The sequence below is a fragment of the Diplocloster agilis genome, from assembly GCF_019042275.1.
Taxonomy (GTDB): Bacteria; Bacillota; Clostridia; order Lachnospirales; family Lachnospiraceae; genus Diplocloster; species Diplocloster agilis.
This window is the reverse complement of sequence record NZ_JAHQCW010000055.1, coordinates 1-21,064: the sequence shown is the minus strand read 5'-3', so window position 1 is coordinate 21,064 and position 21,064 is coordinate 1. Positions and strand designations below refer to the sequence as shown.

At 51.9% G+C, this 21,064-nt stretch carries 21 protein-coding genes; all 21 read left to right on the top strand.

Annotation, left to right across the window (positions count from 1 at the left end; translation table 11 throughout):
• The first annotated feature begins 1 nt into the window (after position 1).
• The 21 genes from fliG (at position 2) to KTH89_RS22310 (ending at position 20,767) form a co-directional block, all read left to right on the top strand.
• Positions 2 to 1,009 (top strand): flagellar motor switch protein FliG, encoded by a 1,008-nt coding sequence (fliG, locus tag KTH89_RS22410; protein ID WP_238723173.1) that lies wholly within the window; start codon positions 2 to 4, stop codon positions 1,007 to 1,009.
• Entirely contained in the window at positions 993 to 1,745 is a 753-nt protein-coding gene (locus tag KTH89_RS22405; protein WP_238723171.1) for a FliH/SctL family protein, read from the top strand. The genes fliG and KTH89_RS22405 overlap by 17 nt, the downstream gene beginning before the upstream one ends.
• Positions 1,746 to 1,753: 8 nt before the next feature.
• Positions 1,754 to 3,058 (top strand): flagellar protein export ATPase FliI, encoded by a 1,305-nt coding sequence (fliI, locus tag KTH89_RS22400; RefSeq protein ID WP_238723170.1) that lies wholly within the window; start codon positions 1,754 to 1,756, stop codon positions 3,056 to 3,058.
• Positions 3,059 to 3,090: 32 nt separating this feature from the next.
• Positions 3,091 to 3,543 carry a flagellar export protein FliJ gene (gene fliJ / locus KTH89_RS22395; RefSeq protein ID WP_158345367.1) on the top strand — a complete coding sequence of 151 codons (453 nt, stop codon included), beginning with the start codon at positions 3,091 to 3,093 and terminating at the stop codon, positions 3,541 to 3,543.
• A gap of 30 nt (positions 3,544 to 3,573) precedes the next feature.
• Positions 3,574 to 4,950, top strand: coding sequence for a flagellar hook-length control protein FliK (locus tag KTH89_RS22390; RefSeq protein WP_238723169.1), 1,377 nt, complete (start codon positions 3,574 to 3,576; stop codon positions 4,948 to 4,950).
• An 80-nt stretch (positions 4,951 to 5,030) separates the two neighbouring features.
• Entirely contained in the window at positions 5,031 to 5,582 is a 552-nt protein-coding gene (locus tag KTH89_RS22385; protein WP_238723168.1) for a flagellar hook capping FlgD N-terminal domain-containing protein, read from the top strand.
• A 62-nt stretch (positions 5,583 to 5,644) separates the two neighbouring features.
• Positions 5,645 to 6,049 carry a TIGR02530 family flagellar biosynthesis protein gene (locus KTH89_RS22380; RefSeq protein ID WP_158345370.1) on the top strand — a complete coding sequence of 135 codons (405 nt, stop codon included), beginning with the start codon at positions 5,645 to 5,647 and terminating at the stop codon, positions 6,047 to 6,049.
• Positions 6,050 to 6,123: 74 nt separating this feature from the next.
• Positions 6,124 to 7,848 (top strand): flagellar hook protein FlgE, encoded by a 1,725-nt coding sequence (locus KTH89_RS22375; protein WP_158345371.1) that lies wholly within the window; start codon positions 6,124 to 6,126, stop codon positions 7,846 to 7,848.
• A 53-nt stretch (positions 7,849 to 7,901) separates the two neighbouring features.
• On the top strand, positions 7,902 to 8,123 hold the full coding sequence (locus KTH89_RS22370) for a flagellar FlbD family protein (protein ID WP_158345372.1): 222 nt from the start codon (positions 7,902 to 7,904) through the stop codon (positions 8,121 to 8,123).
• Between the two features lie 24 nt (positions 8,124 to 8,147).
• Positions 8,148 to 9,005: a motility protein A gene (locus KTH89_RS22365; RefSeq protein ID WP_158345373.1), complete on the top strand. Its 858-nt coding sequence runs from the start codon at positions 8,148 to 8,150 to the stop codon at positions 9,003 to 9,005.
• Positions 9,006 to 9,020: 15 nt separating this feature from the next.
• Entirely contained in the window at positions 9,021 to 10,025 is a 1,005-nt protein-coding gene (gene fliN / locus KTH89_RS22360) for a flagellar motor switch protein FliN (RefSeq protein ID WP_238723167.1), read from the top strand.
• Complete coding sequence (flhA, locus tag KTH89_RS22355) at positions 10,022 to 12,076, top strand: flagellar biosynthesis protein FlhA (protein ID WP_158345375.1); 2,055 nt, start codon at positions 10,022 to 10,024, stop codon at positions 12,074 to 12,076. Before fliN ends, flhA begins: the two co-directional genes overlap by 4 nt.
• A 15-nt stretch (positions 12,077 to 12,091) precedes the next feature.
• Complete coding sequence (locus KTH89_RS22350; RefSeq protein WP_158345376.1) at positions 12,092 to 12,871, top strand: sigma-70 family RNA polymerase sigma factor; 780 nt, start codon at positions 12,092 to 12,094, stop codon at positions 12,869 to 12,871.
• 8 nt (positions 12,872 to 12,879) lie between these two features.
• Entirely contained in the window at positions 12,880 to 13,620 is a 741-nt protein-coding gene (locus KTH89_RS22345) for a flagellar hook-basal body protein (protein ID WP_158345377.1), read from the top strand.
• Positions 13,621 to 13,638: 18 nt separating this feature from the next.
• Complete coding sequence (locus KTH89_RS22340; RefSeq protein WP_158345378.1) at positions 13,639 to 14,403, top strand: flagellar hook-basal body protein; 765 nt, start codon at positions 13,639 to 13,641, stop codon at positions 14,401 to 14,403.
• Positions 14,404 to 14,455: 52 nt separating this feature from the next.
• Entirely contained in the window at positions 14,456 to 16,123 is a 1,668-nt protein-coding gene (locus tag KTH89_RS22335) for a DUF342 domain-containing protein (protein WP_158345379.1), read from the top strand.
• A 23-nt stretch (positions 16,124 to 16,146) separates the two neighbouring features.
• Positions 16,147 to 17,541: an antitoxin gene (locus KTH89_RS22330; protein WP_238723166.1), complete on the top strand. Its 1,395-nt coding sequence runs from the start codon at positions 16,147 to 16,149 to the stop codon at positions 17,539 to 17,541.
• Positions 17,528 to 17,902, top strand: coding sequence for an EscU/YscU/HrcU family type III secretion system export apparatus switch protein (locus KTH89_RS22325; RefSeq protein ID WP_158345381.1), 375 nt, complete (start codon positions 17,528 to 17,530; stop codon positions 17,900 to 17,902). Before KTH89_RS22330 ends, KTH89_RS22325 begins: the two co-directional genes overlap by 14 nt.
• 27 nt (positions 17,903 to 17,929) lie before the next feature.
• Entirely contained in the window at positions 17,930 to 18,574 is a 645-nt protein-coding gene (locus tag KTH89_RS22320) for a PilZ domain-containing protein (protein ID WP_238723165.1), read from the top strand.
• 17 nt (positions 18,575 to 18,591) lie between these two features.
• A complete protein-coding gene (locus tag KTH89_RS22315) occupies positions 18,592 to 19,239 on the top strand; it encodes a M15 family metallopeptidase (protein ID WP_238723164.1) in 648 nt (215 codons plus the stop codon).
• Between the two features lie 316 nt (positions 19,240 to 19,555).
• On the top strand, positions 19,556 to 20,767 hold the full coding sequence (locus tag KTH89_RS22310) for a flagellin N-terminal helical domain-containing protein (RefSeq protein ID WP_238723163.1): 1,212 nt from the start codon (positions 19,556 to 19,558) through the stop codon (positions 20,765 to 20,767).
• Positions 20,768 to 21,064 lie beyond the last annotated feature (297 nt).

Genomic DNA, 21,064 nt, shown 5'->3' with positions numbered 1-21,064 from the left:
TATGAATGCAAATGAGCGTAATCCGGCGGAAAAGGCCGCTGCGGTAATTTCGATGCTGGGCGCGGACAGCGCATCCCAGGTATTCCATTATCTATCTGAAAATGAAATTGAACAGATCTCTGTGGAACTTTCCCGTCTTCCCCGTCTGGAACAGGGAGAACTGGAAAATATCGCGAACGAATTCTACGACTGCTGCGTCACGGAAAAGGTGATAACGGAAGGCGGCCGAGAATATGCGAAAGAGGTACTGGAGCGGGCTTTTGGCCAGCAGCAGGCGAAGAGCCTGATGGAGCGGGTCAGCAAGGCGATGAAGACCAAGGCCTTCTCATTTATCCGAAAAATAGATTACAAGACTCTGATGACGATCATACAAAACGAGCATCCGCAGACACTGGCGCTGATTCTGTCCTACGCCACACCGGAGCAGGCGTCCAAGATCGTGGCCAATCTGCCAAAGGAAACCAGAATCGACGTGGTGGAACGGATTGCCAATATGGACCGGGCGGTGCCCTCCATTATTAAAATCGTGGAAAATGTTGTTCAAAAGAAAATCGGCTCCTCCACATCGGAGGAAACTACCGAGGTGGGCGGCTTAAACTATGTGGCCGATGTGATGAACCATGTGGACCGCAGTACGGAGAGGGATATCTTTGAAGAGTTAAATATCAAAAACCCGCAGCTGGCGGAGGATGTCAGGAAGTTAATGTTCGTGTTCGAAGATATCGCCTATCTGGATCCTCTGTCCATCCAGCGGTTTATCCGGGATACAGATACGAAAGATATCGCGGTTGCCCTTAAAGTGGCGAATAAAGATGTGGCAAACGCCATATTTTCTAATATGTCCACCCGTATGCGGGAAACGATACAGTCCGATATGGAATACCTGCGTAATATCCGCATGAGTGACGTGGAGGATGCGCAGCAGAGGATCGTGGGTACGATCCGCCGTTTGGAAGAAGAAGGGGAAATCGTGATTTCCAAGGACGGAAAGGATGAGATCATTGTCTAAGGTGTTAAAGTCCGAACAGACCGTATTTGATCAATATCAGGTACCTCTGTATCAGGAACCGGGTATTGAAAAAACGGATAAGGAAGTCCGGACCGATACCGAGGAGACGGGTTATGCCCTGATATCCAAAGGGAAAAAGCAGCTGCTGGAACGCACAAAGCGGCAGGCGGAGCTGTCGGCGGCTCAGATCCTGGGGGATGCCTACGCCCAGAGAGACAAGATCGTAAATACCGCCTCCGGGGAAGCTGCGAGGATCAAAGAACAGGCTTATGAAGAGGGCTGGCAGGAAGGGCTTATGAAGGCCGCAGAGCAGATCGGTAAATTAAGTTCTGAGCTGGCTGCTTCCATTGACGAGTTAAAAGAAAGCATAGCGGGACAGGAAAATGAGCTGCGGGAACAGGTAACCTCATTGGCCCTTAAGATTGCGGAAAAGATCCTGTGCGAGAAGATCGCTAAGGACGACGGGATGAATGCCATGGCCAGGGCTGCGGTCCTGTCTGAAAAAGAAAAGAGTCCGCTTACTGTGCTGGTGGCCGCAAAGGCGGTCAGGCAGGCCGAAGCCATCGAACAGGCGCTGGCGCCGGTCAGGGAAAAATATGAAACGATGATTAAGGTAAAAACCGCGGATCTGCCGTTGGGGACATTGCGGGTCGAGACGCCCGACGGACTGGTGGACGCCTCCGTATATGTGCAGCTAGAGAATCTGAAACAGCAGTTGGAAATGCTTGAGGAATAGATAACCTTATGGAGATGCAAAAGGTACACGAAGTAATCAGAAATTCCAGCCTGTATACTTATATGGGCAAGATTGATAAGATAGTGGGAACCACGGTGGAATCCACCGGCCCGGCCTGCAACATCGGGGATGTCTGCACGATCGAGATCCCGAAAAGCGGACAGAGCATGAAAGCGGAAGTGGTTGGTTTCCGGGAGAACAAGGTGCTGCTGATGCCCTATGAGGAGATCGAGGGTATCGGCTATGGCAGCGCCGTAAGAAATACCGGGGATAAGCTAAAGATTCCGGTGTCGGAAGAACTGATCGGCCGTACCGTAGACCCGCTGGGTATGCCGATCGACGGAAAGGGACCGGTGGGAAACGTCAAGTATTATCCGATCACGGGAGAGCGGTCGAATCCCATGGAGCGGCCCAGGATAGACACCGTGATTCAGATGGGAGTAAAAGCCATCGACGGGCTTCTAACCATAGGAAAAGGCCAGAGAATGGGAATCTTCGCCGGAAGCGGCGTGGGAAAGAGCACGCTGATGGGGATGATTGCCAAGAATGTAAAGGCGGATGTCAATGTGATCGCGCTGGTTGGAGAGAGAAGCCGTGAGGTGGTGGAATTCATCAGCCGGGATCTGGGAGAAGAGGGCTTGAAGCGGTCGGTGCTGGTAGTGGCCACCTCCAACCAGTCGGCGATGATGAGGGCAAAATGCACGCTGACGGCTACGACGATCGCGGAGTATTTTAAAGACCAGGGACTGGATGTGCTGCTGATGATGGACTCCCTGACCCGGTTCGCCATGGCTTCCAGAGAGATCGGCTTGAGCATCGGAGAGCCTCCGGTGGCGAGAGGATATACCCCGTCCATCTATTCGGACCTGCCGAAGCTTCTGGAACGCTCCGGGAACTTTGAAAAAGGTTCCATAACAGGGATCTACACGGTTCTGGTGGAAGGGGACGATACCAATGAACCTATATCGGATACGGTCCGGGGAATTATCGACGGACATATCATGCTGTCCCGAAAGGTGGCGGCCAGGAATCACTATCCCGCCATCGACATTCTCTCCAGTATCAGCCGTTTGATGAATGATATCGTTTTGCCGGAGCACAAAGAAGCGGCCAATAAGATCCGCAAATATCTTTCCGTATATGAGAACAATCTGGATCTGGTATCCATCGGGGCTTATAAGAAGGGGACCAACAAAGAACTGGATGACGTACTGTTAAGAATTGACAAAATCAATGACTTCTTGAGACAGAAGACGGACGAGAGCTTTACCTTACAGGACACGGTGCTTCGTATGATCGCGCTGGCTGAATAGGAACAGGATAGTAAGAATAGGAGCAGGCTGCTATGAAGAAATTTTCCTTTTCCCTGGGGAAAGTATTAAGCTTCGAGGAACAGACATTAGAAAAAGAAAAAAATCTGATGGGGCGGCTGAACGCGCAGCGCCTGGAGCTGGAAGAGAAGCTGAAACGCCTCGAGGAACAGATCCGGGACCTGCAGGAAGAAAAGAACAGCCGGATTCAGAAAGGGACGACCGTATTTCAGCTGAAGATACTGATGGGCTCCATAGAAAACGGGAGAAAGAATCAGATGGAACTGTTTCGCCAGAAGGAGCAGTTGGAACAGCAGATTGAGATTCAGCGTCAGAATGTAGTGAAGGCCTCCCAGGAAGTGAAGAAACTGGAGAACTTAAAGGCGAAAAAATTGGAGGAATACCATTATGCGGAAGCGAAGGAGCAGCAGGAGACGATCTCCGAACATGTTGCGGGCGAATTCGTAAGGCATGGTGTTTCTATATAAAAGAAGAGGTACGGGAAAGGCGGTGAGAAAATGAACGTACAGAGTGTAAACAGTGAATACGTCCGTATGGACGGAAAGCCTCAGCAGAAGGGGAAGGAAGCCTCTGATTTTATGGATATCTTAAAAAAATCCCTGGAAGCTCCGAAAACCCGAAAGTCTGGTGTGAATGAAGGATCAGAGACCCAGAAGCAAAAAAATACGGGACAGAAGGAAAAAGCGGAAGGAAAGGGTTCTGCCCAGGAAGCGCCGGATGGCCGGTCCGAAGACAGTGCGGTTACTTCCGGGAAAACCGGCAACGAAGCAGAGACTGCCGGCGTGGATAAGAAGCCTGAGGATGACGGCGGAAAAACGAAGGAGCCGGTAACCGATGCCCTGCTCATGCAGGAAGCGGCCGCGCTGGTGCAGATACCGCAGGCGCTTTTGGCAGAGCCGGAGGAAATACTGCAGGCGGAGGATGCCGCGAGTCTGAATCAAAATCCGACAGATCCCGTTCCGGTACTGGCTTCGGCCATGCAGGCGGCAGAAGGGATCAAAACAGATGGACAAATCGGTTCCGCTACACAGGGCCGTAAGCTGGCAGATGCGCAGGGAGCCGTATTGGAGGATTCCGATCAGACGCCGGCAGTTCAGGCCGAAAATGCGGCTGCGAAGGCGGGACAGGCAGGCAATGCCGGGAATCAAACCCAGGAATGGACCGCCATGTCAGGCCAAGACCCGGGAGAGCCGGTATCCTATCAGGATATGTTAAAGGCCAGAGCGGATCAGATGAAATCTATGGCTTCCGGGAATACCAGGAGCACAGAAGAGGGGACGCCGTCAGAAAAAGCATCGGCTGTGGATGCGGATGATCTCCAGAAAAAGGTGAATGAAGGCGTATACCTTCCTCCTGTAAGAACCAGCGCAATGGCGGACCGTTATGAGGCGCCGGCGGTTGACAACAGCCAAATGACCCCGAACACTCCCCTCGCGGAACAGTTAAGAGGCGGGATCGAGCAGGGAATGGCCAGAGGGCTGAACCAATTCACAATTCGGCTGAAACCGGAGGGATTGGGCGAAATCGTAATACATATGGTGTCCGCAGGCGGAAAGATCGCCATGAGCATCGGGGTTTCCAATTCAGAGACACAGCGGATGCTGAACAGCGAGATGCTGAATCTCAGAGAAGCGCTGCAGCCGCTGCATGCGGAGGTGGAAGAAATCTACCAGAACAGTCAGGGCGGTTTGGATTTTATGAATTATCAGCAAGATTTGAACCGGCAGCAGTGGAGCATGGATCAGCAGGGAACCGGCCGCTTCCGCCACGGGACATTTGTGGGGGAAGAGACAGAGGAAGCCCCCGGGGAAGTGCAGCAGATGCACTTATATACACAGCAGCAGGCAATGAACCGGTTGTATGCGTACATATAGGCGTACAAATTGACGATATACCCTTCGGGTATCCCTATATGTCTTGAAAAGACAGACAAACTAAGGAAAGGTAGAAGTTCATGGCAGTTAATACGGATTATAGTGATTATAGCAGCTATGCAAGGGCTGCGGCAGCCGCTTCCACGGAGAAGACCCAGGGCGGTACGATCGACGCGGTGTTCGGCGATCCGAAAGACCAGCAGGTGTCTATGGATGATTTCCTTCAGCTTATGGTAGCGCAGCTGAAGAATCAGGATTTCATGAATCCGGTGGATGACACCCAGTATCTCACCCAGCTTGCGCAGTTCACAACGATGCAGCAGATGGAAGAGATGGCGTACAACGCGAAAAGTTCCTTCATCACCTCGTTGGTTGGAAAAAATGTGGTGGCCGCCAAGATTACCGTCAGCGGACAGCTGGACCGGACAGAAGGGATTGTGAACAGAATCTCCCTGGTAGATGAGCAGTTTTTAATCTACATCGGCGACAAAGCCTTTTCGCTGGATCAGATCATGGAAATCGGCAGCGCCCCGTCAAGCGGCAGTAATCCGGAGGATAATACGGACGGCAGCGACAAGACGGAGAACACGGACAAGACAGAGAACGCCGACAAGACCGAGAAAACTGACTAAACCGGGAACAGCGAAAATACCGAAGTCGTCAGAAGATACACAGAATGAAAGGAGGGAATCATATGGACCCTATCCTGATGCAGAAACGTTTACAAGCGCCGATCAGTACCGGGAATCCGGCAGTTTCGTGGCAGCCGGGGAAAACGGCGGACGGATCGCCGGAACAGGAGAAATCCTTCCAAAGTGTGTTGGAGGAACAGATCTTAAAAGAGTCCCGGGTGGCATTTTCCAGGCACGCGCTGGAGCGGGTGGCTCAAAGGAATGTGGATGTCTCAGCGGAACGGCTGGAGAGGCTGAACGAAGGAATCCGGCTGGCGGAGGAAAAAGGGTTAAAAGATCCCCTGATTTTGATGGATTCCACCGCATTTGTAGTAAGTGTCAAAAATAACAGGGTAATTACGGTGGTTCAGGATGAGAGCCTGAAAGGAAACGTATTTACCAATATCGACGGAACCGTAATGATATAGCCGGTCCTTTTTGGAGGTTATCCCTGTCCCGAATGACGGACGGACGGGGCGGTTCAAAAAAAGGAGAATAAAAAATGATTAGATCGCTTTTTTCGGCAGTATCCGGTATGAAAGCGCACCAGACGAAACTGGACGTGATCGGAAATAATATTGCCAATGTAAATACCTATGGTTTTAAGTCCAGCCGGGCCAGATTCCAGGACGTCTTCTATCAGACGCTGGAGAGCGCTACGGGCGGCACCGCCACCAAGGGCGGTACCAACGCAAGCCAGGTGGGTTATGGAGCCCAGCTTGGAGGAATCGACCTAAACACCGGCCGTTCGGCTCTGCAGAGCACAGACCGGCCCATGGATGTGGCGATCACCGGAGACGGATTTTTCCAGGTGCAGGATGCGGACGGAAATATATTCTATACAAGAGCAGGTATCTTAAGCATCGATCCCAACAGCGGCAACCTGATCGACGCAAACGGCAACGCGGTGCTGGGCGTTACGGGAGATCCTCTGGGCAAGGCCGCCGGATCGGATAAGATCCATCTGTCCATGTCCGGGACGCAGGCCACCAGGGCCCAGGCCACGCAGCTCATTAACGGCATCAATTTTTCAATCACCGCGGAAAATACGACCAAGGACGGAAATACATCCATCAACTTCAAGCTGGACCCCACCCTTCCCGACGGATCGGATATCAAGGTGAAGCCGGGAGATATGACCAGCGGTTCGATCACGGTCAGCGTAAACCCCACGGCTGTATTTTCCAGTCTGGAGGATTTTAATAAGAAAATGAACACGGCGATCACAGAGGGACGTTCCGGTGTTCCGCATCCGGCCGGTAACTTTACGATTCAGGCGGTGCCGGGGGATAAGCTGTTCCCGGCGGGCGGACTCACCGGCAAGGAGGTTCTGGAAAGCACCTTTGGAGCGGTGGCAGGAACGAATAAGCTTGACAGTTCCGTGGCGGCTTCCGGAATATTCGGGGGGATTTTCCCGGAATCCATGAGTACGAGCCCGAAGTTTACGGCGGCAGGTACGGTGACCTATTCCGCGTCCTACCGGGCGGCGGATCCGGATAAGGGGACGCTGGCGGCCTGGGTGTTGAAGGCGGAAGTAGCGGTCAAGCAGGCCGACGGCTCTACGGTAACCAGAACCTTCGAAGGCGAGGTGAATTCCAGCAGTACCGTTTCAAAAACCGTACTGTTAAAGGAAGTAGGCACCCCGGGCGGAGAAGAGGAAGGGCAGTATATAGAGCTCAAACACCAGGGATTTGAAGGAATCAGCAGCGCGTACCGCGAAGAGAGCGGAACAAGCGGCGCGATCGCCGATGGGGCGGCGTTTACCAGCCACCCGGTCAGCACGATTACGGCGGCCTCGGATTCCAGGGATCTGGGACTTGGCAGCAAGATCTTTGTGCTGGAGGGCGGCACGGAAAGCGGCAATGTGGCCGTATCCAACGACGCCATCTCTATCCTGGCCAACGGTATCGTTCAGGTTAACCACCCGACTCTGGGGAATCTCCAGCTGGGGCGGATCGACCTGGTAACCTTTGAGAATCCCAACGGTCTGGAGGAGGTGGGAAATTCCTACTTCCGTGAAACTGCCAACTCCGGGGCGGCACAGGCCTGTGAGGCCGGAACCAACGGAACAGGCGGGTTAAAGACCTCGGCCCTTGAAATGTCCAATGTGGACCTGTCCTCAGAGTTCTCGGATATGATCGTTACACAGAGGGGATTCCAGGCCAATTCCAGGATTATCACCGTTTCGGACTCCATACTGGAAGAACTGGTCAACTTAAAGCGGTAAGATAAGGCCGGTGTAAAGGCCGGATCATACAATAGACAGGGAGGATGGTATCCGTGATAATCCTAACCAAATTAAATGGAGAAAAGTTTGCGCTTAACAATGATCTGATTGAAACCATAACCGAGAATCCGGATACCACCATCCTGCTTACGAATGGAAAGCATCTGCTGGTACGGGAGCGGATGGAAGAAGTCATAGAGAAAACGGCGGCATTTCGCAGAAAGACCTTTACAGATCTGCTGGATGGGATCCGGCGTCAGGATTCAGAAGAATGATAAGGAAAAGGAAGTAGTTTTGCTATGGACATAATGTCAATATTGGGATTGCTTATGGCGGTCATACTGGTACTGTTCGGTATCATGTTTGACACGAATACTATGAAAGTGGTTCTGGGGAACTTGAATGCATTTATCAGCTATCCAAGCCTTGCGATCACAGTCGGAGGGACGATCGGCGTTATGATGCTGTCGTTCCCGGCCAGCTCATTTAGAAAGATCGGAAAGCACCTGAAAATTGTTTTCCGGCCGAAAAAGTTTGACCCCGGAGAATCGATCCGGCAGATTGTGGAACTGGCTACGGAAGCCCGTATGAAGGGGCTTTTGTCTCTGGAAGACAAATTGATGGATATCGATGATCCTTTTCTGTATAACAGCCTGATGCTGGTGGTGGATTCCGTGGATCTGGAGAAGGTGCGGGGTGTGATGGAGACGGAGCTGGAACAGTTTGACGAGCGTCATGCGCTGGACCGCTCCTTCTATGAAAAGGCGGCCAGCTATGCGCCGGCCTTTGGTATGATCGGTACCCTGGTGGGACTGGTGCTGATGCTGGGGAATATGAACGACGTCAACTCTCTGGCGGCCGGAATGGCGACTGCCCTGATTACCACGTTTTACGGTTCGCTTATGGCAAATGTCATCTGCCTTCCCATCGCAAGTAAGCTGAAGGTGCGGCACGACGAGGAATTCCTCTGCAAGCAGCTGATTATGGAAGGCGTGCTGGCCATACAGGAGGGGGAGAACCCCAAATTCATAGAGGAAAAGCTTTATAAGCTGCTGCCTGCCGGGCAGAAGCTAAAGCTGGATCAGAGCCGGCAGATGCCGGAGGATGAAGAGCCCGTAAAAGGCCGAAAAGCGAAAAAACAGAAAAAAGAAAAGTAAAAGGAGTTTGGCAAGATGGAAAACGAGCAGAACAGCCAGCAGATGGCAAAAGGGCAGATGCTCCGGGAAATCATAGACGTGTATGCCGGTGCGGCAGGAGAGACGATCACCTCCATTCTGAAGACGAAAATTGAATTTTCCGTTCAGGAAGTCGGTGAAATGCCGGTTTCGGATGTGGAATACTCCATTCTGGAGCCTGCTATTTTCGTGAAACACTGTCTGACCTCCAACGTGGCTGGGACAATTGTCCTGATTCTGCGTCAGAGAGACATGCAGCTGTTCCTGAATGAGCTGATGGGAATTGACGATCTTCCGGACCCGGATTTTGTCTTTGACGAAGTCGCTGTAAACGCGGCCAATGAGATCATGAATCAGATGACGGCAGGGGCGGGGAAAGCCATGGCGGATTACCTGGAGGACAGCCTTGAGATGTCCACCTGCCAGTTGACGCTGTCGGACGAGACCGGCGAAAGCCTGGCCAATGTTATGGGGGAAGGTGCCCAGACGAAGGTGATGACGGTCCGGTATAAAATGCTCATCAATGATATGGTCGAAAGCGAATGTCTCCAATGTATTTCCGATACGGCCATGGACAGCCTGGAACAGGAGTTAAAGGCCAGAGCACAAAAAGAGGCGGAGCAGGTCATGGCGGAAGGCTCTCCGAAAATCCTGGATGTGCAGGAGGGACATTCCCGGGAGGACGCGCGGGTAACAACGACGGGCCAAGCTGCGGCTGCGGGCCAGACGGTGTACGGAGGAAACCTGGATCTGATCATGGATGTCCCGCTGAATGTCTCCGTTCTTGTCGGCTCCACCAAACGCAGGCTCAGGGATGTGCTGAACTTAAACAACGGCTCGGTTGTGGAGCTGGATAAACAGGCGGACGCGCCGGTGGACATCATTGTCAACGGGCAGCTGATCGCCAGAGGCGAGGTTGTGGTGATCGATGACAACTTCGGAGTGAAGATCACGGAGATCGTGAATACCAAGAACATTATTGGAAATGGTGGATTAATTTGAAACGCTTTAACATCCTGGTGACAATCGGCGTAATCGGTATCATTTTCCTGATTATCGTGCCGCTGCCTACCTTTCTACTTGATTTTTTGTTTATCCTGAATATTACGCTGTCTTTTCTGATCCTGATTATGACGCTCTATATCAGGGAAGCGCTGGAGTTTTCCGTATTTCCGTCGATTCTGCTGATTACGACGCTGTTCCGGCTGGGCTTAAATATTTCATCCACCCGGAAGATTCTCTTTGACAACGGATATGCGGGACAGGTTGTTAAGACCTTCGGCGAATTCGTCATCCGGGGAAACGCGGTGATCGGATTTATTATCTTCCTGATAATCGTCCTGGTTCAGTTTATCGTCATCACGAAAGGTTCTGAGCGGGTGGCGGAAGTGGCGGCCAGATTTACCCTGGATGCCATGCCGGGCAAGCAGATGGCCATCGATGCGGATCTGAATTCGGGATTGATCGACGAGGAGCAGGCCAGAACACGAAGATCCAAGATACAGCGGGAGGCCGATTTCTTCGGTTCCATGGACGGCGCGACGAAGTTCGTCAAGGGCGACGCCATTATTTCCATTATTATCACACTGATTAACTTCCTGGGCGGAATTATTATCGGTTTCATGAATAACCAGGGCGGTTTTTCTGAGATTATGCAGATCTACACCACAGCCACCATCGGCGACGGTCTGGTATCCCAGCTTCCGGCACTGCTGATCTCGGTGGCGACCGGTATGATTGTGACCCGTTCGGCTTCCCAGGGGAGCTTGAGCGAGGATGTCAGCCGGCAGTTTCTGGCCCAGCCCAGGGTCCTGATGATCGCGGGCGGCGCGGTGGCCTGTCTGTGTCTGATCCCGGGATTCCCGGTGCCTCAGATTCTGGTGGCTTCCTGCGTGCTGATCGGAGGCGGATATTTCCTGCTGCGAAAGCAGAGAACGGCGGCGGAAGAGGAAGCGGAGGGGCCTGGCCTGGTTGAGACCGAGGTGACCAGCGAAGCGTCATTTTATAAGAACATCGAAAATGTCTATGGACTTTTAAATGTGGAACAGATCGAGATGGAATTCGGATACAGCCTGATCCCGTTAGCGGATGAGAGCAGCGGAGGAAGTTTTATCGACCGTGTCGTTATGTTCCGTAAGCAGATGGCTCTGGAGATGGGATTCGTCATTCCATCGGTAAGAATCAAGGACAGCGGGCAGCTGAATCCGAACCAGTACAGCATCCTGTTAAAAGGGGAAGAGGTGGCCAGAGGGGATATCCTGATGGACCACTATCTGGCTCTGCCGCCCGTGGGGGATACCGCGGACATCTCCGGCATCGACACCATTGATCCCGCTTTTCATATTCCGGCGAAATGGATCAGCGAAGATAAGAAGATCCAGGCGGAGATCGCCGGGTATACGCTGATCGATCCCACATCCGTAGTGATTACCCATCTGTCCGAGGTGATCAAGGCCCATCTGCATGAGCTGCTGAACCGGCAGGAGGTGAATAACCTGCTGGAAAATCTAAAAAAAGTAAACGCAAGTATTGTGGACGATACCATTCCGTCCGTAATCAGCATCGGAACGCTGCAGAAAGTGCTGTCTAACCTGCTGCGGGAGGGGATTCCCATCCGGGATATGGAGACCATCGTGGAGACGCTGTCCGATTATGGGCTGCAGGTTAAGGATACGGATATGCTCACCGAGTATGTGAGACAGGCCCTGAAGCGGACGATCTCCCATAGGTTCTCGGAGGCCGGCCAGATGAAAGTGTTGAGCCTGGATGAGAAGATCGAAAATATGATCATGTCCTCGGTGAAAAAGGTGGATACCGGTTCCTATCTGGCGCTAGAACCCTCAACGATCCAGAAGATTATCAGCGCGGCTACCGGGGAGATCGACAAGATCAGTGATCTGGTACCGGTACCGGTTATTTTGACATCTCCGATTGTGCGGATTTATTTTAAAAAGCTGCTGGATCAGTTTTATCCGAATGTGACGGTGGTATCCTTTAACGAGATAGATAACAATATACAGATTCAGGCGTTGGGCAACATCGCGTTGAATTAGAGGTGAGTGATCGATATGACATTAGAAGAGGCGGAGGAAATCGCGGATCCCGAACAGGAGCTGCGCAGATATCTGGCTACAAAAGATGTGGAATTACGGAACCGTCTGACCCTCCACTATCTGTATATTCCCCGCTCTCTGGCCTGTCAGCTGCGGGGGATCGCACCGGGAATTGCCCAGGAGGAAGATCTGATCAACCAGGGAGTGCTGGCTTTGATGGACTGTCTGGACCGCTATGATGATACAAAGGGCGCCAGATTTGAAACCTATGCATTTCTCCGGGTGAGGGGGGCGATGATCGACTACATACGAAGCCAGGACTGGGTGCCCCACCGGATGCGGAACCTGCAGAAAAAGGTGGACGAAGCATATCATACGCTGGCCAGCCTTAAGATGCGGGAACCGGATACGGAGGAAGTGGCCGCATACCTGGGAATTTCCAGGGAGCAGGTGGAAACGCATATGGCATCCATCAGCAAGGCGTCGGTGCTCTCCTTTGAAGCTGTCCTGCAGGATTTCTCCGGCGTGATGGCAAAAGGGGAACTGGAGTCCGGCGACGACTCTATCAAACCCCAGGAAAGCCTGCTGCAAAAAGAGATGACACAGATGCTTTGCAGGGCCATCGAGGATTTGCCTGAGAAGGAACGGCTGGTCGTGACGCTTTATTATTATGAAGAACTAAAATATTCGGAGATCAGTGAAGTGATCGGCGTCGGAGAATCAAGGGTATGCCAGCTGCACGCCAGAGCGCTTAAGAAGATGAAACAATCGTTGGAAGAATATATGAGAGGATAGGTGAGAAGATGTTTTCCGGATTTTATACGGCAGCATCGGGGGTATTGATGAATCAGCGGGCGCTGAATCTGTCCGCGAACAATATAGCAAATATGAAAACGCCCGGTTACCACAGCAAACGTCTCCTGCGCACGACCTTTGAAGAAGAACTGGTCCGTCAGGAGAATGGACAGACAACGCCGATCGGTGGCGGCGCGCCCATATCTATCGTGGCGGCGGAGGCCAGCACTTACAAACAGGGAATGATCGAGGAAACGGGAAAGATCTATGACCTGGCGATCAACGGCAACGGTTTCTTCGTGGTACAAGGGGAGGACAGGGAATATCTGACCAGAAGCGGGAATTTTACCCGGGACGAGGAAGGATATCTGGTCCTGCCGGGAATCGGAAGGGTACTGGGGGACAACGGCCAGATCCAGGTGGGAGACGCAGGGTTTACGATCGGGCTGGACGGCAGAGTCTATGACGCCGCCGGGCAGGAGCGGAATCAAATCCGGCTGGTAGCCCCGGAGAATTATGACAATCTGGTATTTTATGACAACGGGACTTACGGAGTGGAAGACGGGGCGCAGTTAAACCGGGTTTATCCGGATGTCTACCAGGGAAATCTGGAACGTTCCGATGTGGATCTGAACGCGGAGATGACCAGGGCGATGGAGTGCCAGAGGGCGTTCCAGTCCTGCGGAAAGGCGCTTACAATCATCGACCAGATGAACCAGAAGACCAGTTCCGAGATCGGAAAACTATAACGGAAGGAAGGTTTTTCTATGAATATCGCATACTATTCCGCAGTATCCGGCTTACAGGCGTTTCAGGCCCAGCTGGATGCCACGGCGAATAATATGGCAAATGCCAATACCATTGGTTATAAACCGCTGAAAGCTTCCTTTGACGACCTACTGTATACGCAGATGGATGTCAAGACGCAGGGAGAGCACATGATCGGGCACGGTGTCCGGGGCGTGGGCATGGAGACGGTTTTCGCCCAGGGACTGTTCGAGAGGACGGACCGGGAGCTGGATTTCGCGGTGTCCGGGACCGGTTATTTTGCCGTCGACAACGGGGGAGACCGGCCCGTATACACAAGAGACGGAGCTTTTCAGATTTCCTCCACCCCGGAGGGAAATTTCCTGACAACCAGAAACGGAGATTATGTGCTGGATTCCAATGGAAACCGGATCGCGCTGGCCTACCAGACCGTCGAGGATGAAAACGGGAACCCGGTCCCCGGCACGGGCCTGGATCTGACCGGACTATCCACCAGAATCGGACTGTACACCTGTGAGTATCCAAGCGGGCTCATCCCTCTTGGGAAGAATCTCTACGGGACCAGCCCGAATTCGGGACAGTGGGCTCCGGTGGCCATGCAGACCGAGGGCAACAAGATCTTAAGCGGAGCCCTGGAGCTGTCGCGGACCGATGTGACCGACGAGATGGTGAATCTCATACAGGCCCAGCGGGCATTCCAGCTAAACAGCCGGATCGTGACAACCGCCGACCAGATGGAAGAGTTCGTCAATAACTTGAGATAGCGATACTAAGGCAGAAAGAGCGGTCATACATTGATAAGAAAGGGGGGAGTCCATGGGTGAAAAAAGTTTTATCTACAGCCTGTTTTCCAAATATTTAGACGAAGACGATGATACGGCTACCGATGGCGTTAAGAACGCCGGAAATGAAGCCCACGGATCGCAAAAGTCCCATACGGCAGAGGAGCCGGAGGATGAAAAGGCCATGATCGAGACCGTAGAGGACTGGAACGAAAAGGAACGCCGGAAAAAAGAACGCGCTATGGCGGTTTTAAACGGCGAGAATCTCCCCGATGAGACAGAAGAGAACGCACAGGGGGAGGAAACGCCCCCGGCATCGGAGGAAGAGATCACGGCGGATGCGTCTGTGGAGCTGACCGTCTCTCCGGATAAAATGACGGCGTCCGTCATTCTGACCGGCCCGACAGGGGGCGGCCGGGATATCCTGGAACGGGATCTTAAGGATGTGCTGGAGGACAATGGTATTGTCTTCGGGATCGACGGGGAAAAACTCCGGGAAATCGTGGATACCAGAGCCTACAGGCAGATGTTTATCATTGCCCGGGGCCAGCCTCCGGTAAACGGACAGAACGGAAAGATCAAAGATTATTATCCCCGGCAGCATCAGTTAAAGTATGCCACCAGGGAAAATGGAAATATCGATTTTAAAAGCCTGAATCTGATCCATAACGTCAAGAAAGGGGAAGTGATCTGTGAGATCACGCGCCCCACGGAACCGGAGGACGGCATGGATGTGTTCGGCGAACCGGTAAAAGGGAAGATGGGCGTGATGCCTCCGATTCCCCAGGGGAAAAACGTAGTTTACTCCCCGGAAAAGGATAAGCTTGTGTCGGCCTGTGAGGGAAATTTAAGCTTTCGTTCCGGCCGGTTTCAGGTGGAAAATGTGTTCCAGGTAAATGGAAATGTGGATAACTCCGTCGGCAACGTGGATTTTTCCGGCAGTGTCCTGATCCGCGGCGATGTGCTGGAAGGATTTCACGTGAAAGCCAAGGGAGATATTACCGTCATGGGAATCGTGGAGGGCGCGTTCCTGAAGGCAGGAGGGAATATTCTGCTTCATAAGGGAATGCGGGGCATGCGAAGCGGCGTCCTGGAGGCGGATGGCAGCGTTACCGCGAAATTCCTGGAGGACTGTAAAATCTATGCCCGAGGCGATATCCAGGCGGAATATATCATCAATTCAGAGGTATCCTGTGAGAATAATCTCACTCTGCTGGGACGCCGGGGGGCGTTTATCGGCGGAAAGTGCAATGTGTTTAACCTGATGAAAGTAAAGGCCGTGGGGGCGGAGAGCCATATCCCCACCCAGGTCACACTGGGCGTCACCCCCCAGCAGATCGCCCAGGTGGAAGAGATTGCGGAGGAACTGAAAACGATCACACAGACGCTGGAAGAGTGTCAGAAAAATATCGCATATCTGAGCGCCCGTCAGAAATCGGGATCTATCACCCCCAAACAGTCGGAACGGCTGAATGAACTAAAGCTCAAGCTGCCGGTGAATTCTCTCAAGCAGAAGCAGTTAAAAACCACAGCCGCCCAGATCGCGCAGAAGATCCGGGAAGTGGGGAAAACCAGGCTGACCGCCGGAGAAGTCTATCCCGGCACCGTCATCTGTATCGGTGATTCCAAACTTACAATCAGCCGGAAAGAAGACCACTGCAGCTTCTATTATCTGGACGGAGAAATTAAGAAGGGCCTGTAGGCGGATCAAAGGAGCAAATAGCGATGGCAGACATATTAAAAGTGACCTCCCCCATGATCAGCAAGAATGTGATTCAGCCCAACAAGGCGGCCCAGGACCCCTCTATTCCGTTTGATCTGCAGGAAATCAGCCATATAGTGAAGAATCCCAATAGCAGCGAACTGTTGGGACAGCACAATATTTTCCAGAAGGAAGCCGGGGCGGCTACTTTGATGAATCTGATCAAGGACCCGGATGTAACGGTGAACTATCTGAAAAATATTTATCTTCTGGAAGAGATTATCAATCTTCTTCCGGTAAACAACAAAACCGTCACACAGGAGATCCGGCAGCTCTTCCAGTCCCTGCTGATCGGTCCGGAGGCGATCGTGGATGAGCTGAAAAAGCAGGAGTATTCTTCCACGCTGTTCCAGGGGCCGCTGTTTGAATTCCTGAGGAATCTGTACGAGGAAAAGCCGGGGATCAAAAGCGAGATCGCGGAGCTGTTAAAGGCGGTTAACGGAGAAGTATCCAGACAGGACGTGCTGGACTCCGTGGGCAACAGCCTGGAATATCTGGCGGAGCAGCTAAAGCCGAGCCAGAACCTGTCCGGGAAATTATCGGAACTGGCGGCAGCGTTTCGGAGGCAGGACGCGCCGGTGGATTTCCAGCAGCTGAAAACCCAGGTGCTGGCCATAGTCAAAGAACTGGAGAACAGTATTTTATATACGCCTCAGGTGGCGCGGGTGATACCGAATATGATCTATAATCTGTCCAGGTTCCAGGATAACCCGTCTTACCTGCAGGAGGCGCTGTTAAACGTGCTGGTTCATGTAAGCGGCAGGGAAAACAAGGATCTGCTGAAGACGCTGGTCCGGGAATACCTGTCAGATGCGTACAGGGGGACCCAGCAGAGAAGATCAAAAGTAATGGACATCCTGGCGGATATCATCAGCAAGCAGGATCGGGAAACCCAGATGAGCAGCTTAAACGGGGAGAAGATCGAGAAAATTATCACAAGTCTTCTGTCCTCGCCCTGTAACTATACGCCGCTGCTGCATTTTGTGATTCCGGTGGATTATGAAGGGATGAAGTCCTTCGCGGAACTCTGGATCGATCCGGATGACCGGGACGAGCCGAAGGAGCGGGAGGACGAGGGACGACACATTCATATGCTGATTACCTTTGACATTCAGGGAATTGGGCAGATGGAGGCGGAATTCATGGTGATCGACGGCAGAATCCGGTTCCAACTGTTCTGTCCGGAACGCTATACCCAGGTATTCCAAAGCCTGGCGCCGGAATTCCGGGATATCGCCCAGGAAAAGGGCTACCTTATGACCGATGTGCGCGTGGAAAAGCTGGAGAAGGTCCGGTCCCTGATGGATGTATTTAAAACACTGCCATACAAAAGGACGGGTGTCGATGTCAAAATATAAAAAGCGAAAAGCTGTGGCCTTAAAATATAACATAGAGGAAGACGCGTCGCCGGTGGTAATCGCCTCCGGTTATGGCACCGTGGCGGAAAACATCATCAATATTGCGGAAAAAAAGGGAATCCCCGTATTTAAAGATGACAGTGCCGCGTCCATGCTGTGTATGCTGGAAGTGGGCAGCAATATACCAACGGAACTGTACGAGGTGGTGGCGGCCATCTACTGTAAACTGATGGAGACCTCTAAAAAGCTCCAGGAAGGGGCCGGACCGGCAAAAAGCGCGGATGAACAGCCGGCGGGAAAGAAGATACGGGCAGGCCTTATATCCGCAAGAGGACGCAGGGAAGAGGAAGGACAGCGATAGAGCGAATAGAAGTGAGGAGGCGGCAGCATGGTAGAGTTACCCGATAGTTATGTGGGATCTTCCTGTGTGGTAAAGACGAAAAATAATGATCTGCTGACCATGGGAACCCTGCACCGAGTGAAGGAAAAATACATTGATATCAGCAGTTCCCGGAACGAACTGCCGGAGATACCATATAATCTTCTGGTGAAGGTTGAAATTTACAATACCAGAATCGGTTTTCGGGTTCTGATCGGCCGCGTGTATATATCCACGAAGCAGATGGCGCGCATCACGGACCTGAACGAGGCTACCAACGATGAACGGCGGGAGTACTTCCGCATCAGTACCAGAGATGAGGGAATCATTTACAATCTGGTCCGAAAAGCTGAGGAAGAGGAGGCGCAGAATGAGGACGCCAACGATATCCGGGTGCAGTTGGTGGATATAAGCCTGGGAGGCCTGATGTTTAAGATCAAGCGGGAGCTGACCCCGGATGACAGTTTTAATATCATGATTCCGAAGCTAGGCGATTCCATGCTGTATGCCTGCGAGATCCGGCGCAGGGTGGAGCGGGCGGACGGTTATCTGGGATATGGCTGCGAATTCATGGAAATGACGGTTCTGCAGGAAGATCTGCTGTATAAGTATATCCTGAAGCGTCAGAATGACCAGCTCAGGCGGATCCGCTAGGCGGGAGATGAGAAGCGATGGCAAAGCGAACAGCCCGTGAACAGATGGTAATCCGGAACCGGCGGATGCTGATCTATACATTTTTGCTGATCCTGGTCTTGCTGTATGCGGCGGCCAAACAGGAGACGGGGAGCGCGCAGGAGGGGTTCGTACTGGATGAGTCGGATATGTGGTGCCTGATCCTTACGAACGACCGGTATCCTGCGTCCGGGGATGATCAGGCGGAGCGGAATCTACAAGAGATCCCGGGCAGTTCCCAGCAGGTGGATGAGAGAGTCCGGGAGCCGTTGATGGAGATGTTAGAGGATATGAAAGACCAGGGGCTTAAGCCTGTCGTCTGTTCCGGTTACCGGACTTTGGATGAGCAGGAGCTTAAGGAGGCTGGTTCCGGGGAACACAGCCTTGGATTGGCGGTGGATATCGGCAGCGGGAGCTGCGGGCAGTTGGAGGAAGCGTTTGCGGATACGCCGGAAGGCGCGTGGCTTGGGAAGCATTCCTGGGAATATGGATTTATCCTGCGGTACGACAGAGGAAAGGAAGAATATACTGGAATTCAATACCAGCCCTGGCATTTCCGATATGTAGGGGAAAAGGCTGCGGAGTATCTGCACCGGACGGGCATGTGTCTGGAGGAATTTTATATTGAGGAAAGCCTGTATGGGTAGGGACGGTTCTGTCATTTCTCAGAGAAGCGGTTCGCCAAAATAAACATTGGCGGCCGTTTTTTCGTTCTATAGGGAAATGTGCCTGGGGACAGAGCGGATTTTAGAACTGGATTGATTATGACAAAAGCATAAAAAAATAACGGAAAATTTGTGCAATTTGACGGTGAAATTTAAGAGAAAGCGTTCGATATTTATATCAGAGCGGAAGAGATGGATATCTTGGAAGTTCCAATGCCAAACAAGGGCCCGTTTGGCATACATACAAAAAAGCGGGACACGGAAGTCCCAATATCAAATATTACATGGAGGTAATAGTATGAGAATTCAACACAACATTATGGCTTTAAACTCCAACAGACAGTTGGGAATCAACAACAGCGCAGTATCCAAATCCCTGGAAAAATTATCTTCCGGTTACAAAATCAACCGTGCAGGCGATGACGCTGCAGGTCTTGCAATCTCCGAGAAAATGAGAGCGCAGATCAAAGGCTTAACCGCAGCTACCGATAATGCGCAGGATGCGATCTCCTTAGTACAGACGGCAGAAGGCGGACTGCAGGAAGTTCATTCCATGTTAAACCGTATGCAGGAACTGGCTACGAAATCCGCAAACGGCACCTACAAAGACGATGTTGACCGTAAAGCTCTGCAGGATGAAATTTCAGCTTTAAAAGATGAAATCGACCGTATCGCAGATACCACGAATTTCAACAAAATCAACCTGCTGGATGGTACTTTGGACAACGGCAAAACAACAACGTTTACCTTCAATGCAAAAGACTTTACTGCTACGATGGGAAGCGGATACACCGGTAAAGTTTCTTTGGAGGCGAAAAACGCCAATGCCGCAGGAACGATCGGCGTAACGGTTGCTGCCGACGGAACGGCTGTTGATATCGTTTTAGGTACCGCGGCTGCTCATACCTATACGACCGCTGACATCGAAAAGGCAGTCAGAAGTGCGGCACAGAGTTTACTGGACGGCGGAAGCGTTTCAGCCGCCAATAGAGATAAAATTGAATCTCTGCTGTCCTTCCGTTTGGAAGCTGACACCGCAAGTATGGATTTGACCGCAGCGGATGTGACAAAAGTGGAATCCGGAGCGGTAGGAGCCAGCACAAAAGGTACCGGCGATTTGCTGTTACAGATCGGTGACACATCTGAAGCTTCGAATGTATTGCAGCTGAATATCGCGGATATGCATGTTGACGCATTAGGCCTTGACGGAATCGATATCGGAACCTTAAAGGGTGCGCAGGATGCCATCGGCAAGATCACAGATTCCATCAACAAAGTGTCCACTACCCGTGGTAAACTGGGCGCTATCCAGAACCGTCTGGAACACACCATCAACAACCTGGGTGTAACCACCGAGAACATCACTGCTGCGGAATCCCGTATCCGTGACGTAGACATGGCGAAGGAAATGATGGAGTTCACAAAGAACAGCGTTCTGATGCAGTCCGCTCAGGCAATGTTAGCTCAGGCCAATCAGCAGCCGCAGTCCATCTTACAGTTATTACAGTAAGGATTCAGCCAGGGGAGTATTTCATTTAAGATTTAGGTATCCGAGATTTTTGAGAAACATAAATGAGTTTTTCAGAAACGGGATAAAGTGTAAACAGCATAAAAAAGCCGCTGCATGGAATATGACCATTGCAGCGGTTTTTTTCCTTCCATAGGAAAGTGCGCCTATGGAAGGAAAAACCCTCCGGGGGATCGCACTCAATGTTGTCAACTTAAGATAAAAAAAGTACTTGACAAGGTGGTGAAAATGTGCAGCGAAGCAATTAATTATAAAATAATTGATTGCGAGGGAGTATTA